The organism is Corynebacterium sp. HMSC08A12 (assembly GCF_001807485.1).
GTDB classification, from domain to species: domain Bacteria; phylum Actinomycetota; class Actinomycetes; order Mycobacteriales; family Mycobacteriaceae; genus Corynebacterium; species Corynebacterium evansiae.
Window position 1 is genome coordinate 1 of record NZ_KV789180.1, and the last position, 17,306, is coordinate 17,306.

The window sequence follows — 17,306 nt, forward strand, 5'->3', positions numbered from 1 at the left end:
TTCTCAGTCCAACTAATGGGGAGCAGTTCAGTCCGGGGTGCGTTTTTATTTGATAGCCGCTGATATGGGTGCTTCAGCCTCAGCGGGCAAAGGGACGATGTCGTTAGAACGAGAATACGTAAATGAACGACAGTCCCATTAACAAGAACGCGCAGGTCAGAGCGTTACAGAATTATGCTGTTCCTCGACCGGGCGTCCGTATTCTCGTTCTAACGACATTTGACCGCTTAGGGTCTAACGGCGACCTCCACGGTGCCCGCGGTCTGACTTAAAACCGCGTCCGCCACGATCATCTCGGCGGTTGCGCCCGCCACGGCCACCGTGACCGCCGCGTCCGCCACGTCCACCACGATCCCCGCGCTCATTGCGGTGCTGGCGCTTGTGGCTGCCCGGACGACCAGCCGGAGCACCCGGATCCGGCTCAATGTTGATCAGCTGACCAGAAACGCGGGTCTGATCCAGCGCGTGGAAGACTTCCATCGGCAAATCCGCCGGCAGCTCCACCAGGGAATGCTCCGCGAAGATGCTGATGCGACCGAAGTCTCGGGAGTTCATACCACCCTCGTTGGCCAGGGCACCGACGATGGCACCCGGGCGCACGCGCTGGCGGTGGCCCACCGACAGGCGGTACACGGCCAGCTCCTTGCCGTTGCGATCCGTGATGCGCGGAGCTTCCTTATTGAAGCGCTCGTCGAAGGGCTTGTACGCTCCGCCTCCGCTGCGGTTATCGTCGCCATAGCGATCACGGCGGCGCGGGCGCTCCTCCTTCGGCTTCTCCTTCATCAGGAAGTCCTCGCCAGCTTGCAGCTGGGTAGCCAGGGCTGCCGCAATGTCCGACAGCTCGACCTCGTTGGACTCCGCGTACTCCTTCACCAGGTCGCGGAAGATACCGATCTGCGGGTCCGCTAGGGACTCCGTCAGGCTGTCGCGGAACTTCTCCTTGCGGGCCTCGTTCACTGCGTCCACCGTCGGCAGCTCAATCTCATTCAACCGAGACTTGGTTGCCCTTTCGATCGCCTTCAGCAGGCGGCGTTCACGGGGCGTCACAAACAAAATAGCGCGACCCTTGCGACCTGCACGGCCCGTGCGGCCAATGCGGTGCACATAGGACTCGGTATCGTGCGGAATGTCGTAGTTGAACACGTGGGTGATGCGGTCGACATCCAGGCCACGGGCAGCCACGTCGGTGGCCACAAGGATGTCCAGGCGGCCATCCTTCAGCTGATCCACGGTGCGCTCACGCAAGTTTTGCGGAATATCGCCGTTAATGGCGGCCGCATTGAAGCCGCGGGCGCGCAGTCGCTCCGCCAGCTCCTCGGTCTCGTTCTTCGTGCGCACGAACATGATCATGGCCTCGAACTCAGTGACCTCGAGGATGCGAGTCAGCGCGTCCAGCTTGTCGCGGTGGCTGACCAGCAGGTAATCCTGTTCGATGTTTTCACTGGTCCGCTGGGTGGCCTTAACCGTAATTTCCTGCGGATCGTTCAGGTACTGCTTCGACAGGCGACGAATACCGGAAGGCATCGTCGCAGAGAACAGGGCAACCTGCTTCTCGCTGGGGGTATCTTCCAGGATGCGCTCGACGTCCTCCTGGAAGCCCATGTTCAGCATCTCATCTGCCTCGTCGAGCACCATGAAGCGCAGCTCGGAAATATCCAGGCTGCCCTTCTCCAGGTGATCGATCACACGGCCGGGCGTACCGACCACAATGTGCGCACCCCGGCGCAGGCCGGACAGCTGTACGCCGTAGGCCTGGCCGCCGTAGATCGGCAGCACGTGGATGCCGCCCAGGTGCTCGGAGAAAGATTGGAAGCTCTCTGCAACCTGCAGCGCAAGCTCGCGCGTCGGTGCCAATACGAGGGCTTGGGGGTGACGCTTCGACACGTCAATACGCGACAGAATCGGCAACGCAAATGCGGCCGTCTTACCGGTACCGGTCTGTGCGAGGCCGACCACGTCGTGGCCTTCCATGAGCACCGGAATGGTTTCTGCCTGGATCGGAGAAGGTACTTCGAAGCCGACCTTCTTGACTGCAGCTAGTACGTTTTCGGGCAATCCCAGCCCGTCGAAAGAGGGCTGCTGCTCTTCTTTACCCTGCTCTTCGCTTTGCTTATTGTCGTTTTCTGGAACTTTCGCTTCGGCGTTCTCAGACTCCACTGCCTCATTAGTCACATCTTGTGGCTCGCGCTTTTCCACGGCAGAATCCTGGGAAGAATTCTCCGTGATACCACCCTGCAGTTCATTCTGAGATACCGACTCGTCATTAACCGGCTGGTTCACGTCGCCGGTGACGTTTTCAGTATCACTCATCGTTGTCCAAGCCTACGCTGCCTTGACCGATAAAGCGATTCACGAAAATACCCCGGAAAATACCCCAGGGTTCAGCTGCCCGTAACGCAAGCTACAGCTCAGGCTACAGCTCAGGTTAAAGCTCAAGCTGGGCGATCACGTGATTTGCCGCCCGCTGCCCGCTGCGGAGCACACCATCGATACTCGGCGTTGCGTGCTGGGCACCGGCCAAGGCGATGCGACCGCCTTGGAGTTCCCGCTCCCCCATTTCCTTGCCAATACGTTGCAGGCTTTGCGGGAGGATGAGCGGGATGGCGTCAATAAACTTCTGTTCCTTAACCAGCTCCCAACCGGAGGAATCTACGCCGAACAGCGACCCCAGACCGCGCTGCACCTCAGCCACCGACGGCCCGTCAGCTGGGTTAGAACCGCGCGGGTGCACGTGGTTAGCGGCCACCAGGTGCTTGCCAGGCGCATAGCTGGGGGCGGCGGCGGTGACCTCCATGGCCGACGTAATGGGAGTGCCGCGAGCGCCGTCCACGGTCAGTAAACCTTCCTCCATAACCGGCTCGTCCGAGACAAACCACCAGGAAGAAACGCTGGTCGTGGGCACTTCCGGCGAGCCCAGTAGCTCGGTTTCCCGCCGCGGGTCAACGGCTACAATGACGTGCGAGAAGTGTTCGGTCTCTGCTCCGTTGACCGTCACCCGAACCCCGTCACCGTCCTCCTCGATGGCCGTTACCGGCGAGTTCATCCGGAATTCGGCTCCCGGCACGCGCGCGAGCGCCGCCGATAGTTCGCCCATGCCGCTTTCCAGCACAGCCAGGTTGCCGCGCAGCATGGTGGCGACCATCCACTTGGCGAAGATCGCGGAGGATTCGTTCTCAGCATCGAATAGGAAGGCGCGCAACAGCGGGTCGATGGCCACGGCACGGGTACGTCGGCGCACGCCCCGCTGGTCCAGTGATTCGCAGGTCTTCACGTCCTCGGCGATGTACTTCTGCTTGATGCTGCGCAGCTCCAGACTGGAGCGGTGGGAAAGCTCAGACTTGAGCCAGCGCCGCAGAGCCAGAAGGTCCCGGAAAGATAGGGCGCTGCGTGCCTTTGAGCGCATGAGGTTGGGAATCAGGTGTGGCGCGCGGATCGGGTCGCAGATCAGAGCCAGACCGTCGTCCGTGAGCGTTTGGATCGCGGGCTGAAAGTAGCGGATCCCCAACGCGGCGTACTCCCCCGGCTGCAGGATTTCCTTCACCGCCGGGTACCACGAGTTGAAGGTCTGCAGCCCGTGATCAATGGTCACTCCGTCGATCCTCTCGCTGCGCACATGTCCGCCAAGACTGTCGCTAGCTTCAAAGACAGTGCAGCTCACGCCACTTTTGTGCAGGGTTCGCGCTGCGGCGAGTCCGGCTAGCCCGCCTCCTACGATGGCTACATTGGCTGCGTTTTCCGCCATGTCGCTGCTCCCTAACCTGTCTTTCCTCGCCTACTGTTTCCGCCTGCGCTAGCGCACCTGCTGCGCCCATGCTATCGCACCGGCTATTGTCGTCGGTCGCTCGCAACACCCTCCCTTATTCGATTGTGTGTTCTATTCTTTTTCTTAGTGACGCCACCTTGTCCACCCCGTTGCCTACTCTGCATCCCTGAACGCAGACCACTGCTGGCGGGTCTCCGCAGCGGAGGTCTGGCTCGGATGATCAACACACAGAAAAACTCAAGCCAAGAATCCCCAAGTGCCAAGAACACCCAAGTAAGGAAGTGAGCAACCATGAAGTCCCGCATCACCACCCGGCGCACACCAATCCCCCGCTCAGCTATCCAGCGCCCGGCTAACCAGCGCCCGTCTACTCGGAGTTTCGCTTTGAGCGAGCCTCACCGCGCAGCGGCGGAAGCCCGCGCCATGTTGCGCCATCCGCGTAGCCTGATCCGCATTACCCCTGGTTGGCAGGCGCCTCGCTTCACAGTAGAGGCCGGCGATTCCACGGCAATGGTGCACGTCTCGCGGCGGCGCATGACCCCTCTACTGTGGCGCAGACTCAGTGGGCAGCAGGCACCGGAGGGACAGGACTTGTTCCTGGTCACGGTATCGGTGGAGTGCCCACAGTGGATGCACAATGAGTCCACCCGCCTGCTGGAGTTCATCCTGGGGCAGGCGTGGACTGTGCGGGAGGATCCGCAGGAATTTCGGGATCGCAACCACCAGGCTCAAGTCAGCCTGACGTGGCATGCGCTGATGACGCAGGAGGATCTGCAGGCCGGCAAGGCGCCGGCTCCACGCGCCGCGTGAGCTAGTCCTCGTCCTCTGCTGCGACCTCGTCCTCGTCGTCAAACTCGTCGTCTTCAAACTCGTCGTCGTAGTAGTCGAACTCGTCCTCCAACGGGACCAACAGCTCTTCCCACTCGGTAGCCTGCACCTGTGCAACCGCCAGGGCGTCAAAGAGCTGATCGAAGTCCGTGAAGGTACCCAGCTCCAAAACCTCCTGGGTCATCTCGGCGGCATCTTCCAGGACATTCTGATACATCACTTCGCGCTCGAAGTCGCTTAGGGTCTCGTCGCTATCCAGCTCGGCCTCAGCCTGTGCCACCAGCTCGTCGTACTCCTCGCCGAAGGTCACAAAGGTCACGGTCGCTTCGGGCTCATCAGTACCGGAACCCAGCATCACCGTGATGAGGGAGCCATTCCCCACCTCTGCGCGTACCAGCATCGGCTCAATCAGATCTTGCTCAAACTCCAGGTCAGAGATGCGATCATCGGTGCCTTCCAGCAGGTCGTGCAACACAGTAATGCACTGGTCAGTCGCAATGTACTGTGCCACCACAGCGACGGCGGCCTCGACGGAGAACACCACTCCGACCAGGGTGTCCTCAAACTCTTCAATGCCTGCAACCTCGTCGAGCTCCCCCTTGGCCATGAACACATTCGCCGAGTTGATGCCTGCCGTAGTGCTCGTCTGCTCGATCTGCTGGAAATGAATCTCCAGCTCCGGGGCAATCGGTACGAACAGCATGTCATCGTTTACTCGTGACTCAATACCCTCAGTATCCAGCGCCTGAGCAATGTCCTCGTAGAAACCCACAGCCAACGTCTCCCTAGTATTTCCTAGTGCTATATGAGGTGTTTCAGTCCGAAGCGAACGTGCATTCCGAGACTTGGGCACCATAGTAACCCGATCCTGGACAACACGTCTCCACGCAAAACCAATCGGGTGCCTCGCCCCTCCTCACCCACTGTGCCGCTGCCGTGTCGGCCGCCCACACGCCCGAACTAGCGCCCCGGCCTCGGCATCGCCACGGAGCTCTCGTCCCCTTCCCAACCCCGCATGTCGAACTTCTCCCACACCCGGCGAAACTCCGCGCGAGGGTCTTCTTCCAGCCTCATTTCCCTCTCGAACACCTGCGTCGCCCGGGTTTCCAACGTATAAGGCTCCCATCCCGGATCCGCTCCCCAGATAAACCTCTTCCAGGCCCGTTGCATGTGCTCGGAGACCACGGCCATCTCCCCTCCCAGGACGAAGCTGGCTTTCGAGGACTTGGCGTCACCAAAAAGAGCAGACAGCTCCATCGAGTGCATCGCACCCACCCCGAGCCGCCGCAACATCGCGGGGGCATAGTCGAAGCGATACATCCAGACGGGCGCCCCGGCCGCCTGGTGCAGCTCGGCGAGCCGGATGGACTGCGCCCAGAACACGGCGTCGGCGAGCATCTGCGCGAAGACCCCACGGCGCCCAATGTCCCCATAGGCGCTCTCAATCTGCTCGGCAAGCACCGGATCGTGTGCGCGTAGCATCGTCCGAGCTGCCCTTACCCGTGCCGACTTAGAGAAGAACAGCATCTGCGCGGCCGACAGTTCGTCGTTGTTAGTGCCGATGAGCAGGGGGATCCGCTGATGCTCGGCGCGTTCGAAGATTCCCAAAGGGTGGTCGGAGAGAAGTTCCCCGTCGATGGCGATGCCGAAGGCCATATTCATCTCCCGCAGCCCGCCGCCCCGCCACAGCATCTGCTGCCCGGCGCGCACTACGTCGGCGAAGTGCAAAGCGCGTAGCTCGGCGATGGAGGTCGTGCGCGGAACCAGTCCGGAATACTGCGTGAGCTTGCGCGCCCAGAGGTTCGACTGGGCGTTGGTGTGCACGCTCATTACGGGCGCGGACTGCAGAATCACCCGGTGGAATAGTCCCCGTGCGGCGGGAATGGTCATCAGCGCGGCGGCGGAGGTCCCGCCTGCGGATTCGCCCATCAAAACCACATTGTCCGGGTCGCCTCCAAAGCCCGCGATGTTCTTCCGCACCCATTCCAGCGCCAGGAGCTGGTCGCGGGTCGCGGGGTTGGGTTCGCACCCGGCGGCGTCGGGGACATCCAGGGAGCTCATGTCCACATACCCCAGCGCGCCGAGCCGGAAGTTCAGAGCGACGTAAACTACATCCAGTTCTTTGGCGAAATTATGCCCACGTAGTACTGCGGTGTGGGAAGCCCCGGCGAAGAAGCCGCCACCGTGCAGGAACACGACAACTGGCAGTGTGGCATCCGTATCTGGTCGGACGATATCCAGGTTCAGGCAGTCCTCGTCGCCGATAACTTCGTCTTTCCAGTTGTAGGACGTCTGAGGTGCGACGTTCCCGTACTCTTCCGCCGACCACTCCCCCTGCCAGCGCACCGGACGTGGGGCTTTCCAGCGTTCCGCGGAGCCGAATGGGATGCCACGCCATGTCCGCACGCCGTCCATCCGGAAACCTCGGACGACCCCTCCCGTGGTCTCTGCCCGTACGCCGTCCTGATTCATCATTTAACCATCCTAAGCTCTAACGCCCGCCCGCGGTCGGGCGAGCGCCTTCCGTACCGTCGGCTCGGTTTTGGCCTACTGTTGATGCCCATGGGAATTCTCAATTTCGGCAAGTCCGATCAACCACGTGACGAGGCCACCGCTACCTCTGAGCTCATCCAGCAGGCTCGGCGTGCGCCCTACCCTTCCGGCCCGTTCGCTCGCCGCTTCTTCGCGGCAATCGACCGCACGGTCTCTATCCAGGAGCCGCTCATCCGGTCCTACGTGGCAAAGATCGAGAAGAAGCATGGTGACGCCACGCCTCAGCGCCGACAGGAAGTTCTAGACACGCACTTTAAGAACCTGGCCACGGGCTCCGGCGCGGGCACCGGCGGCGTGGCCGCAGTCCCAGGCGTGGGTACGCTGCTCTCCTTGGCGGGTATCGCGGCGGAATCCGCACTGCTCATTGAGGTGTGCGCCCTCTACGCCCTGGCTTCCGCAGAGTTGAATGGCATCGATATTTCCAAGGAGGAGACTCGCCGCGCGGTGGTGTACCTGGCGATCTCCGGGGCTACGGCCAAGGAGCTGGTGCAGGCGCTGGCCGAGGATCGAACCTTCAGCTCGCTGCAGGCCGCCAACCGGCTGCGCGGCGCGCGCAAGCTGCGCAAAGCCGGCTCTGTCGAGCTAAAGCAGGCCAACAACGTCCTGGGGCGCTTCGCATTCCGCCAGGTTCGCAAGAGCTTCGGCGGCGCGATGTTTAAAAAGGTTCTGCCGTTCGGCGTCGGCGCTTACCTGGGGGCTAAGGCCAACCGCAAGATCGCAGAGCGCATGGTCGACAACGTGCACGTCTTCATCCGCGAGGCCGACGAGATCTTCTAGCTCGCCGGGGTTGTCCGACCCCCGCGTTAGAATCATCGCCGTGTTCAGAGTCATCCGAGAATCCGCCCGGCGCCACCGGTGGTTATTCGCTGCCGTGGTGGTTTTCTCCGTACTCTTGCCCACCATTGAGCTGCTATTGCCGCTGCTCGCGGGCGCTTCCGTGGATGGCAGCACGCGCGCGATCGGGTTACTAGTGGCGGTTGCCTGCGCGCGTTTCGTTACGCAGGCGTTGCGGCGTTTCCTGTCTGGCACGTTCAGCGTGCGCACTCAGCACAGTCTGCGCACTCGGATGTTTGCGGCGATCCAGGCTGTCGACGAGAACGCAGCGCGGTCTTTCGGCACCGGCCAGGTGATCTCGCGCACCATCACGGACCTGACGAAGGTGCAGGGAATGGTCGCGATGCTCCCGCTGATGGCTTCCAGCATGCTGGAGCTGGTGCTGATCTTCGCCGTGGTGCTGTGGATCTCCCCGCCTATCGCCGGGATTGTCGCGGTGCAGATCCCACTTCTCTTCGCCGTGGCTTATGCCTCGCGTACAAAACTGTACGGCCCGTCCCTGGCTTCGCAGCGCCAGGCGGCGGTGGTTGCGGAGCAGGTTGAACGCACGGTGTCCGGTGTGCAGGTGATGAAGAGCTTCGCCCAGGAGCCACGCGAGATTGGCCGCTATCGGCGCGAATCCGCCCGGCAGTACGGCATTAACATGCGCGTGGGCAAGCTCAGCGCCATCTTCCAGCCCGCCCTTTCCGCCCTGCCGAACGTGGCGCTTGTGGCGGCGATTGCACTCGGTGGCTGGCTGGCCATGCGAGGGGCGATCAGCGTTGGTGACTTCCTGGCGGTCTCCACGTTCATCACCATGCTCGCCCGGCTAACTCGCATGGCTGCGGGGATGCTGGTCAATGTGCACGTCACCCAACCGTGTGCGGATCGCATTTTCGAGATTATTGACGCCCCGCCGCGCCCCACCGGCACCACTGCTGTGCGCGCCCCGATGGGGTTTGTAGGCAGCGTGCCGATCGCCCCGGGGCAACCCCCGATTCGACTGAGCATCGCACCGTCGAGCACGACGATCGTGGAGGGTCCGGTGGCTTCGGGGAAGACCCGCCTGGCGCACGCCTTGGCTGGCCTAAACACCCAGGATGCGGAGGAGATCCAGGTGGTTAATGCCACCGATGGCAGGCCGATTCCGCTGCTGGAGGTGCAAGAACCCGAGCGGCCAGCGCTGGTAATGGACGAGGCATTCCTCTACTCCGGGACGATTCGGGAGAACATTCTCCTCGGCTTTTCAGCCACGGACGCGGAAGTCTGGGAAGCCGCCCGGCTGGCCTGTGCCGATCGCTTCATCCGCGAGGCGGGCGGGTTGGATGCCGTCGTCGGCGAGCGGGGCATCACGCTTTCCGGTGGGCAACGCCAGCGCATCGCCATCGCGCGCGTGCTGTTACGAGCCCCGCACACGATAATCTTCGACGACGCTACCTCGGCCATCGACCAAGCCACCGAGGCCCAGATCCTGGCTAACCTCCGCACCGCGGTCTCCCGCCCCACGGTGATTTACATCAGCCACCGCGCGGACGGCGGCTTCCGCGATCCGGACCAGACGATTTCCCTGCCTGCTGCTCGGCCGGTAGCGCCGGCTGCAGAAATCCCTGCCACAGCCGAAACTTCCACTGTCTCTGACGGTGCCGCCGACCCCGCGGGCTATCCATCCGTGGAACCTCGAATCGCGGATCTTGACGACGGCGGAAGGTTCCGCCTGCGCACCCTGTTTGCCATGGTGCCCGGTCTCATCGCGGCGGTGGTCGTCACGCTGTTCCTCTCCTCCGCCGCCGACATCGCCCTGCCCACCTTTATCCGCCATGCCATCGACGGCGGAGTCGCGGACAACGACATGGGGGCTCTGTGGATCACTTGTGGAGCCGCCCTACTCGTAGTGGCACTCTCCTGGGGCGCGCAGATCGCCAACACCGTGCTCACCACGCTGACCGGCGAACGGCTGATTTTCACCCTGCGCAACCGGCTGTTCCGGCACATCACGGGGATGGATCTTCTGTGGTTCCACCGCCAGTCGAGTGGCAGGATCATGACTCGCCTGACGACGGACATCGACTCTCTGTCCAACTTCCTGCAGTCTGGGCTTTCCCAAACAATCGTGTCCGCCACCCTGGCTTTAGGCATCCTCGGAATGCTTATCGGCACTGACCTCACGCTGGCCGGGATAGTCGCGCTGTTCCTGCCAGTCATCGTGGTTGCCACGGTGGCGTTCCGCGTGATTTCCCGCCGCCTTTACACTCGAGCCAGAAGTCAGATCAGCCAGGTCAATGCCACGTTCCAGGAAGCCCTCATGGGACTCCCCACTGGCCAGGCCTTCGGCTATGGCGCTGCACTGCAGACCCGCCTGGAAAACGAATCCCGCGAATACCTCCGCCTACGCACCCACTCGCAAACGGCGGTGAGTCTGTACTTCCCCGGCATTAACCTGCTCACCCAGCTCGCGCAGGCTGCAATACTCAGTGCAGGCGGGGCCCTCATTGCCAATGGCCAGACCACGGAGGGCGCGCTAGTGGCATTCAGCCTCTACCTGACGATGCTCTTCGGCCCGATCCAACAGCTTTCCCAGGTATTCGATCAGTTCCAGCAAGCCAGCGTGAGCGTCTCCCGAATCCGCGAACTGCTTAACGAACGCCCGGCCATCACCTCACCAGCCGACGCAGAGCTACCGGCCTTCGTGAAAGGCCCGGCGATTCGGTATGAGGGCGTCATATATAAATACAGCAACAATAAACACGGCGAACACGGCGAACACAGTGAAACCGGCGAGCCAACCTTGGACATCGACCACACTTTCCGCGGCACCACGGCAGTGGTCGGCGCAACGGGCGCGGGCAAGAGCACTTTACTGCGGCTGGTGAACCGGTTCATGGATCCCACGGAAGGGGCAGTACTAGCAAACGGAACGGACATCCGAACCTTCGACGTGCGCGGCTGGCGGCGCTGTATCGGCACCGTGCCGCAGGAGCCACATCTGTTTGCCGGAACCGTGGCCGAGAACATCGCTTACGGCACAGACGACGCAAACCACACCAACCTGGCCGAGGTGCAGGCGGCAGTCGAGCGAATCGGCGGCGAGAGAATCCTGCAGACAATCCCCGGCGGGCTCAGCGCCCGCATCTCCCCCGGAACGAGCACACTCTCGGCCGGGCAAAAGCACATGATCGCGCTGGCGAGGGCGGAATACATCCGACCGGCAATCATGTTGCTGGACGAGGCGACGGCCAACATCAGCGACGAGGAGGAAGCTCAGATCGTCGAGGCGATCAACCGCGTGACCCGCAACCGCACCGCACTCATCGTCGCGCACCGGCTGCGCACCGCCGCCCGGGCCGACACAATCGTCGTAATGGATCACGGCCGTATCGTCGAAATTGGTGAATATAACAACTTACTACAAAACGGCGGACCATATGCCGAATTGTGGAATGCCGTCCCAAGGCCAACAACGGGTTTGTAGTAGGGTGGAACGACGAGACTTAAAGTCATAAAGGAAAGAGGCGAGGACCTGCTGTGAGCAGCGCAAATTTCGGTCAAAACGAGTGGCTGGTCGATTTGATGTACCAGCAGTACAAGGAAGACCCAAAGTCTGTCGACGCTGAATGGCGCGACTACTTTGAGAAAAATTCCTCTCCGGTAAGTCCGTCGGGCAACACCCAGGCTGCGGCGGGCGACGGAGCACAGAAGACCACGGGCGGCCAAAGCTCCACTAAGAACACCGTTACCCCCAACCGGGATACGACGGCGGGTGGCAAGCAGCCTAAGGGTTCTGCATCCCAGAACCAGGACAGCAGCGTTAAGCCCACCCCGAAGCGCACCGCCCCGCCTGCTCCGAAGCAGCCGGTGGAGGCACCGGAGCCCGGCGAGTTCCCCATTAGGGGCGCCGCAAGGGCCGTAGTTAAGAACATGGACGCTTCCCTGGAAATCCCGACGGCTACGTCCGTGCGCGATATGCCGGCGAAGCTGATGTTCGAAAACCGTGCGATGGTCAACGAGACCCTGCGTGCGCGCGGTGGCGGCAAGATTAGCTTTACTCACATCATCGGTTACGCCCTGGTGCAGGCCGTCAAGGCCCACCCGGATATGAACAACTCCTACGAGGTTGTAGACGGCAAGCCGACCCTCGTTACCCCGGAGCACATCAACCTGGGTCTGGCCATCGACATGGTGGGCAAGAACGGTCAGCGTTCCCTGGTGGTTGCTGCCATCAAGGAAGCCGAGAAGATGTCCTTCGGCGAGTTCATCGAGAAGTACGAGGACGTTGTTCACCGCGGCCGCGAAGGCAAGCTGACGATGGACGACTTCACCGGCGTGACCATCTCCCTGACCAACCCGGGTGGCATCGGCACTCGCCACTCCGTGCCGCGCCTGACCAAGGGCCAGGGCGCCATCATCGGCGTGGGCTCCATGGACTACCCCGCCGAGTTCGCGGGCGCATCCGAGGATCGCCTGGGCGAGATGGGCATCGGCAAGCTGGTGACCATCACCTCCACCTACGACCACCGCATCATCCAGGGTGCGGAATCCGGCGAGTTCCTGCGCACCATGAGCCGCCTGCTGATCAACGACGAGTTCTGGGACGAGATCTTCCACGCCATGCGCGTGCCCTACGCCCCGACCCGTTGGAGCCAGGACCTGCCGAACATCGGCGTGGATAAGTCCACCCGTGTGATGCAGCTGATCGAGGCCTACCGCTCCCGCGGCCACCTGATCGCCAACATCAACCCGCTGCAGTGGACGCAGCCGGGTCTGCCGATCCCAGATCACTCCGACCTGGACATCGAGTCCCACGGCCTGACCCTTTGGGACTTCGACCGCACCTTCCACGTCGGTGGTTTCGCAGGCCGCGAGACCATGACGCTGCGCGAGGTTCTTGCCCACCTGCGCAAGGCCTACACCCTGAAGGTTGGCTCGGAGTACACCCACATTCTGGACGCCGAAGAGCGCACCTGGCTGCAGGATCGCATCGAGGCTGGCCAGGAGGAATTCAGCCCGGCACAGCAGAAGTACATCCTGCAGAAGTTGAACTCCGCCGAGGCTTTCGAGAACTTCCTGCAAACCAAGTACGTCGGCCAGAAGCGCTTCTCCCTGGAGGGCGCCGAGACCCTGATCCCGATGATGGATGCCGCTATCGACCGCGCTGCCGACGCAGCTCTGGACGAGGTCATCATTGGTATGCCGCACCGTGGCCGCCTGAACGTGCTGGCCAACATTGTGGGCAAGCCCTACGCACAGATCTTCACCGAGTTCGAGGGCAACATCGACCCGGGCGCCGCTGGCGGTTCCGGCGACGTGAAGTACCACCTGGGCCAAGAGGGCCACTACCACCAGATGTTCGGCGACAACGAGATCGACATCTACCTGGCAGCCAACCCCTCCCACCTGGAGGCCGTGAACCCGGTCATGGAGGGCATCGCCCGCGCCAAGCAGGATCAGCTGCACGAGAAGCACACCGTCATGCCGCTGCTGTTGCACGGCGACGCTGCCTTCGCCGGCCTGGGCATTGTGCAGGAGACCATCAACCTGGCTCGTCTGGAGGCCTACGAGGTCGGCGGTACCGTTCACATCATCGTGAACAACCAGATCGGCTTCACCACCACCCCAGATGCCGGTCGTTCCACCCACTACGCCACCGACCTGGCGAAGGGCTTCGACAGCCCGGTATTCCACGTCAACGGCGACGACCCAGAGGCAGTCGTATGGGTGGCACACCTGGCTGTGGATTACCGCAACCGCTTCGGCAAGGACGTATTCATCGACCTGGTTACCTACCGCCGTCGCGGCCACAACGAGGCCGACGATCCGTCGATGACCCAGCCGCTGATGTACAAGCTGATTGGTGAGACGAAGAGCTCCCGCGATCAATACACCGAGACCCTGCTGGGCCGCGGCGACCTGACCGAGGAAGACATCGAGCGCGTCCAGCGCGACTTCCACGAGCAGCTGGAGACCGTGTTCACCCAGGTACGCGAGGCCGAGAAGGGTGCCAAGCCGAAGGAGCAGAGCGGCATTACCGGCTCCCAGGAGCTGCCGCGTGGCCTGGATACCTCTGTGGATCGCGAGCTCATCGAGCACATTGGTGACCTGTTTGCCGATGTTCCTGATCACATCACCCCGCACCCGCGCGTAAAGCCGGTGATCAAGCGCCGCAAGGAAATGTCCCGCAACGGCAAGATCGACTGGGGCTTCGCCGAGCTGCTGGCCTTCGGCTCTCTGGTTGACGGTGGCAAGCTCGTGCGCCTGGTTGGTGAGGATTCCCTGCGCGGTACCTTCACCCAGCGCCACGCCATCCTCTTCGACCACGACGACCACGACCGCTACAGCCCGCTGGAGGAGCTCGCACGCGAGTCCGGTAAGGGCGGCGGCTTCGAGGCTTACAACTCCGCTCTGACCGAGTACGCGGGCATGGGCTTCGAGTACGGCTACTCCGTGGGTAACCCGGATGCCCTGGTGGCTTGGGAGGCACAGTTCGGCGACTTTGCCAACGGCGCCCAGACCATCATCGACGAATACGTCTCCTCCGGCGAGGCCAAGTGGGGCCAGGTTTCCTCCCTGGTTCTGCTGCTGCCACACGGCTACGAGGGCCAGGGTCCGGACCACTCCTCCGCCCGCATCGAGCGTTTCCTGCAGATGTCCGCTGAGGGCTCCTGGACCATCGCCCAGCCGTCCACCCCGGCGAACTACTTCCACCTGCTGCGCCGCCACGCTCTGGGCTCCCTGAAGCGTCCACTGGTCGTCTTCACCCCGAAGTCGATGCTGCGCAACAAGATGGCTGTCTCCTCCGTGGAGGACTTCACCGAGGTGAAGAAGTTCCAGTCTGTGATCGACGATCCGAACCAGAACGGTAAGAACGAGAACGTCAAGACCGTCCTGATGTGCTCGGGCAAGATCTACTGGGATCTGGAGAAGAAGCGTCAGGCAGATGGCCGCGACGATGTCGCCATCGTCCGCGTGGAGATGCTGCACCCGATTCCGTTCAACCGCATCAAGGATGCGCTGGATAACTACCCGAACGCAGAGGTGCGCTGGGTTCAGGACGAGCCGGCCAACCAGGGCCCGTGGCCGTTCCTGGCTCTGCAGCTGCCGGAGCACATCCCGGGTATCAAGATGAAGCGCGTTTCCCGCCGTGCACAGTCCTCCACCGCAACCGGTGTTGCGAAGGTACACCAGCTGGAGCAGAAGCAGCTGCTGGAGGAAGCTTTCGAGTAAAGCGCTCCCCCGTCAGGCGTTAGCCCCGCGCTAGCGCCCAAGCGAGGTAAAAGCCCGCCATGAACCTCCAAGGTTCATGTGGCGGGCTTTTTCGTGTTTAGGCCCCGAGCATCTCCATCGACGTCCCCGTCGCAACGGAGTTCAACTGCCGGAGCTCGTCGCGCCCGATCACCCGCTTCGCGTATAGCACCACTGCGTCCTGCCGCAGCGAAGTATCCGAGCAGGGGGTGGCTACCCCGGGCAAAGTCGCTCCAACCTCCTGCGGAAGGGAGCTCAGCAGCTCGTCGTAGACGAGGTACTTCTCATCCACCTCTTCCCCACTGCCATCTTCCCCGCTGTGGGCCTTCTTCAGTTCCTGCCGCAGTTCCATTGCCCGGTTGCGGTCCAGCAGTTCCAGCAGTTCGCCCGTACAGCCGAAGGTAACGTTAATTTCCCCGGTGCGTAGCTGCCGTACTCGCAGGTCCGCCGGTACAGGCTGGCGCTCTCCCTTACGATCCTCACCGTTGAGCTCCCGCACCAGGTAGCGCGCGAAAGCATCGGCGTAGCGCTCGGGCATCGGTGCATCGCCCACTGGCTTCTCCGGCACCCCAATCAGGAAGGGCTCGGGCTGTTCTTCAGCACAGGCCGTCAGGCCGCCGATGGCTGCCAGGCAGGTTGCTGTCGCGATTATTGACGCCACGTTTCGCCCGCCCAGCATTCGCATCTCTATCTTGCCCCTTTGTTCGCCGTACGCTATCCACGCGCCTACTAACTCGCCACATTCTACCCCGTGGTGGCTATGAAGTAACCTAAGTACCCATGAGTACTAGTCGTGTTTATGCAGGACGTTTGGCCGGCCTTGTTGTGCTGGGGCCGGATGGCGAGTCCGTCGGCCGTGTCCGCGATGTCGTCATCACCATCCACGGCGACAATGCGACTGCCCTGGGCTTAGTGGTGGAGATTGCGAATAAGCGCAAGATTTTCCTCCCGATGCTCCGCATCGCAACAATCACCGGCACGGACATCACCACCACGTCCAGTTCGGTGAACCTGCGCCCCTTTAAGTCTCGCTCTGCAGAGCTGACGATCTTCGAGGACCTCATCGGTTCGAAGGTGCACACGGACGATCCAGGGCACGAGGAGCTGCATGGCAAGGTCGTGGAGATCACGGACGTGGAGCTCACTCGCAGCCGTCGCCGCGAGTGGAAGATCCGCAATCTGGCCGTGACTCAGCGAAGCCGTTTGGGCCGCAAGACGTCAATCGACGTCATCCCGATCGAGCACATCCAGGGTCTCCACGCCTCGGGCACGGGCGCGGTGAACCAGGATGCGGAGCTGATCGCCTCGTTCCAGCAGATGCGCAACGCCGACGTGGCGAACGCCCTGGTGGAGATGGACGATGCGCGACGCAACAAGATCGCTTCCGAGCTGGACGATGAGCGTCTGGCGGATGTGCTGGCCGAGATGCCGGACGACGATCAGGCGGAGATTCTTGAACATCTGAACATCGAACGCGCTGCGGACGTCCTGGAGGAGATGGATCCGGACGATGCCGCCGATATTCTGGCCGAGCTGCCGGAGGACACCTCGGACGTCCTGCTGGAGCTGATGGATCCCGAGGAGTCGGAGCCCGTCCGTCGTCTCATGGACTTCTCGCCCGAAACTGTGGGTGCGTTGATGACGCCCGAGCCGATCATTTTGACGCCCCAAGCCACCGTCGCCGAAGCTCTCGCCCACGCGCGCAATCCAGAGCTGCCGACTTCCCTGTCTTCCCTAATCTTTGTTGTACGGCCTCCCCAAGCCACCCCGACAGGCAAGTACCTGGGCTGTGTCCACCTGCAGAAGTTGCTGCGGGAACCCCCGTCCTCCCTGATCGGCGGCATCCTAGATCTGGAGCTGCCGGCGTTGTTCGCCGAAGACAGCCAGGAGACCGCGGCGCGTTACTTTGCGACATACAACCTGGTGTGCGGCCCGGTGCTGGATCACGACCAGCACCTGCTGGGGGCCGTGAGCGTCGATGACCTGCTGGACCACATGCTGCCGGAGGACTGGCGTGAGGAAGACTGGCGTGTGGATTCCCCAGCAGCGTCGGCGACGTCAACACCGTCAGCAACACCGGCCAACTCAGAAGTGAAGGAGGTATAGGCACACT

10 protein-coding genes are annotated in these 17,306 nt (G+C 62.3%); 5 read left to right on the forward strand and 5 right to left on the reverse strand.

Going from position 1 to position 17,306, the window contains the following annotated elements:
* Positions 1–234: 234 nt before the first annotated feature.
* On the reverse strand, positions 235–2,310 hold the full coding sequence (locus HMPREF3166_RS05790; protein WP_070488139.1) for a DEAD/DEAH box helicase: 2,076 nt from the start codon (positions 2,308–2,310) through the stop codon (positions 235–237).
* Between the two features lie 115 nt (positions 2,311–2,425).
* Positions 2,426–3,742, reverse strand: coding sequence for an NAD(P)/FAD-dependent oxidoreductase (locus tag HMPREF3166_RS05795; protein WP_070488141.1), 1,317 nt, complete (start codon positions 3,740–3,742; stop codon positions 2,426–2,428).
* A 312-nt stretch (positions 3,743–4,054) separates the two neighbouring features.
* Here HMPREF3166_RS05795 and HMPREF3166_RS05800 point away from each other — a divergent pair, with 312 nt between their 5' ends.
* Positions 4,055–4,573, forward strand: a complete 519-nt coding sequence (locus HMPREF3166_RS05800) for a hypothetical protein (RefSeq protein WP_035005625.1) — start codon at positions 4,055–4,057, stop codon at positions 4,571–4,573.
* A 1-nt stretch (position 4,574) separates the two neighbouring features.
* Here the strand turns inward: HMPREF3166_RS05800 and HMPREF3166_RS05805 are convergent, their stop codons facing one another.
* Positions 4,575–5,363 carry a hypothetical protein gene (locus tag HMPREF3166_RS05805; RefSeq protein ID WP_035005623.1) on the reverse strand — a complete coding sequence of 263 codons (789 nt, stop codon included), beginning with the start codon at positions 5,361–5,363 and terminating at the stop codon, positions 4,575–4,577.
* A gap of 188 nt (positions 5,364–5,551) precedes the next feature.
* Positions 5,552–7,066, reverse strand: a complete 1,515-nt coding sequence (locus HMPREF3166_RS05810; protein WP_070488143.1) for a carboxylesterase/lipase family protein — start codon at positions 7,064–7,066, stop codon at positions 5,552–5,554.
* 87 nt (positions 7,067–7,153) lie between these two features.
* Between HMPREF3166_RS05810 and HMPREF3166_RS05815 the strand changes: the two genes are divergently transcribed.
* From HMPREF3166_RS05815 to HMPREF3166_RS05825, 3 genes are read left to right on the forward strand one after another with little or no spacing between them, the layout of a single operon-like run.
* Positions 7,154–7,921: a hypothetical protein gene (locus tag HMPREF3166_RS05815; protein ID WP_239317577.1), complete on the forward strand. Its 768-nt coding sequence runs from the start codon at positions 7,154–7,156 to the stop codon at positions 7,919–7,921.
* 40 nt (positions 7,922–7,961) lie between these two features.
* Positions 7,962–11,426 (forward strand): ABC transporter ATP-binding protein, encoded by a 3,465-nt coding sequence (locus HMPREF3166_RS05820; RefSeq protein WP_246816941.1) that lies wholly within the window; start codon positions 7,962–7,964, stop codon positions 11,424–11,426.
* Positions 11,427–11,479: 53 nt separating this feature from the next.
* Positions 11,480–15,175, forward strand: coding sequence for a multifunctional oxoglutarate decarboxylase/oxoglutarate dehydrogenase thiamine pyrophosphate-binding subunit/dihydrolipoyllysine-residue succinyltransferase subunit (locus HMPREF3166_RS05825; RefSeq protein WP_070488147.1), 3,696 nt, complete (start codon positions 11,480–11,482; stop codon positions 15,173–15,175).
* Between the two features lie 97 nt (positions 15,176–15,272).
* On the opposite strand, the gene HMPREF3166_RS05830 is transcribed toward HMPREF3166_RS05825, so the two are convergent.
* Entirely contained in the window at positions 15,273–15,878 is a 606-nt protein-coding gene (locus HMPREF3166_RS05830; RefSeq protein WP_246816942.1) for a hypothetical protein, read from the reverse strand.
* 95 nt (positions 15,879–15,973) lie between these two features.
* Between HMPREF3166_RS05830 and HMPREF3166_RS05835 the strand changes: the two genes are divergently transcribed.
* Complete coding sequence (locus tag HMPREF3166_RS05835; protein WP_035005609.1) at positions 15,974–17,299, forward strand: magnesium transporter MgtE N-terminal domain-containing protein; 1,326 nt, start codon at positions 15,974–15,976, stop codon at positions 17,297–17,299.
* The last annotated feature ends 7 nt before the right edge of the window (positions 17,300–17,306 follow it).

What these genes read in the sequence shown, in the direction of transcription:
- HMPREF3166_RS05790 (WP_070488139.1), bottom strand. Translation starts at nt 2,310, where the DNA reads ATGAGTGATACTGAAAACGTCACCGGCGACGTGAACCAGCCGGTTAAT.
- HMPREF3166_RS05795 (WP_070488141.1), bottom strand. Translation starts at nt 3,742, where the DNA reads ATGGCGGAAAACGCAGCCAATGTAGCCATCGTAGGAGGCGGGCTAGCC.
- HMPREF3166_RS05800 (WP_035005625.1), top strand. Translation starts at nt 4,055, where the DNA reads ATGAAGTCCCGCATCACCACCCGGCGCACACCAATCCCCCGCTCAGCT.
- HMPREF3166_RS05810 (WP_070488143.1), bottom strand. Translation starts at nt 7,066, where the DNA reads ATGATGAATCAGGACGGCGTACGGGCAGAGACCACGGGAGGGGTCGTC.
- HMPREF3166_RS05815 (WP_239317577.1), top strand. Translation starts at nt 7,154, where the DNA reads ATGGGAATTCTCAATTTCGGCAAGTCCGATCAACCACGTGACGAGGCC.
- HMPREF3166_RS05830 (WP_246816942.1), bottom strand. Translation starts at nt 15,878, where the DNA reads ATGCGAATGCTGGGCGGGCGAAACGTGGCGTCAATAATCGCGACAGCA.
- HMPREF3166_RS05835 (WP_035005609.1), top strand. Translation starts at nt 15,974, where the DNA reads ATGAGTACTAGTCGTGTTTATGCAGGACGTTTGGCCGGCCTTGTTGTG.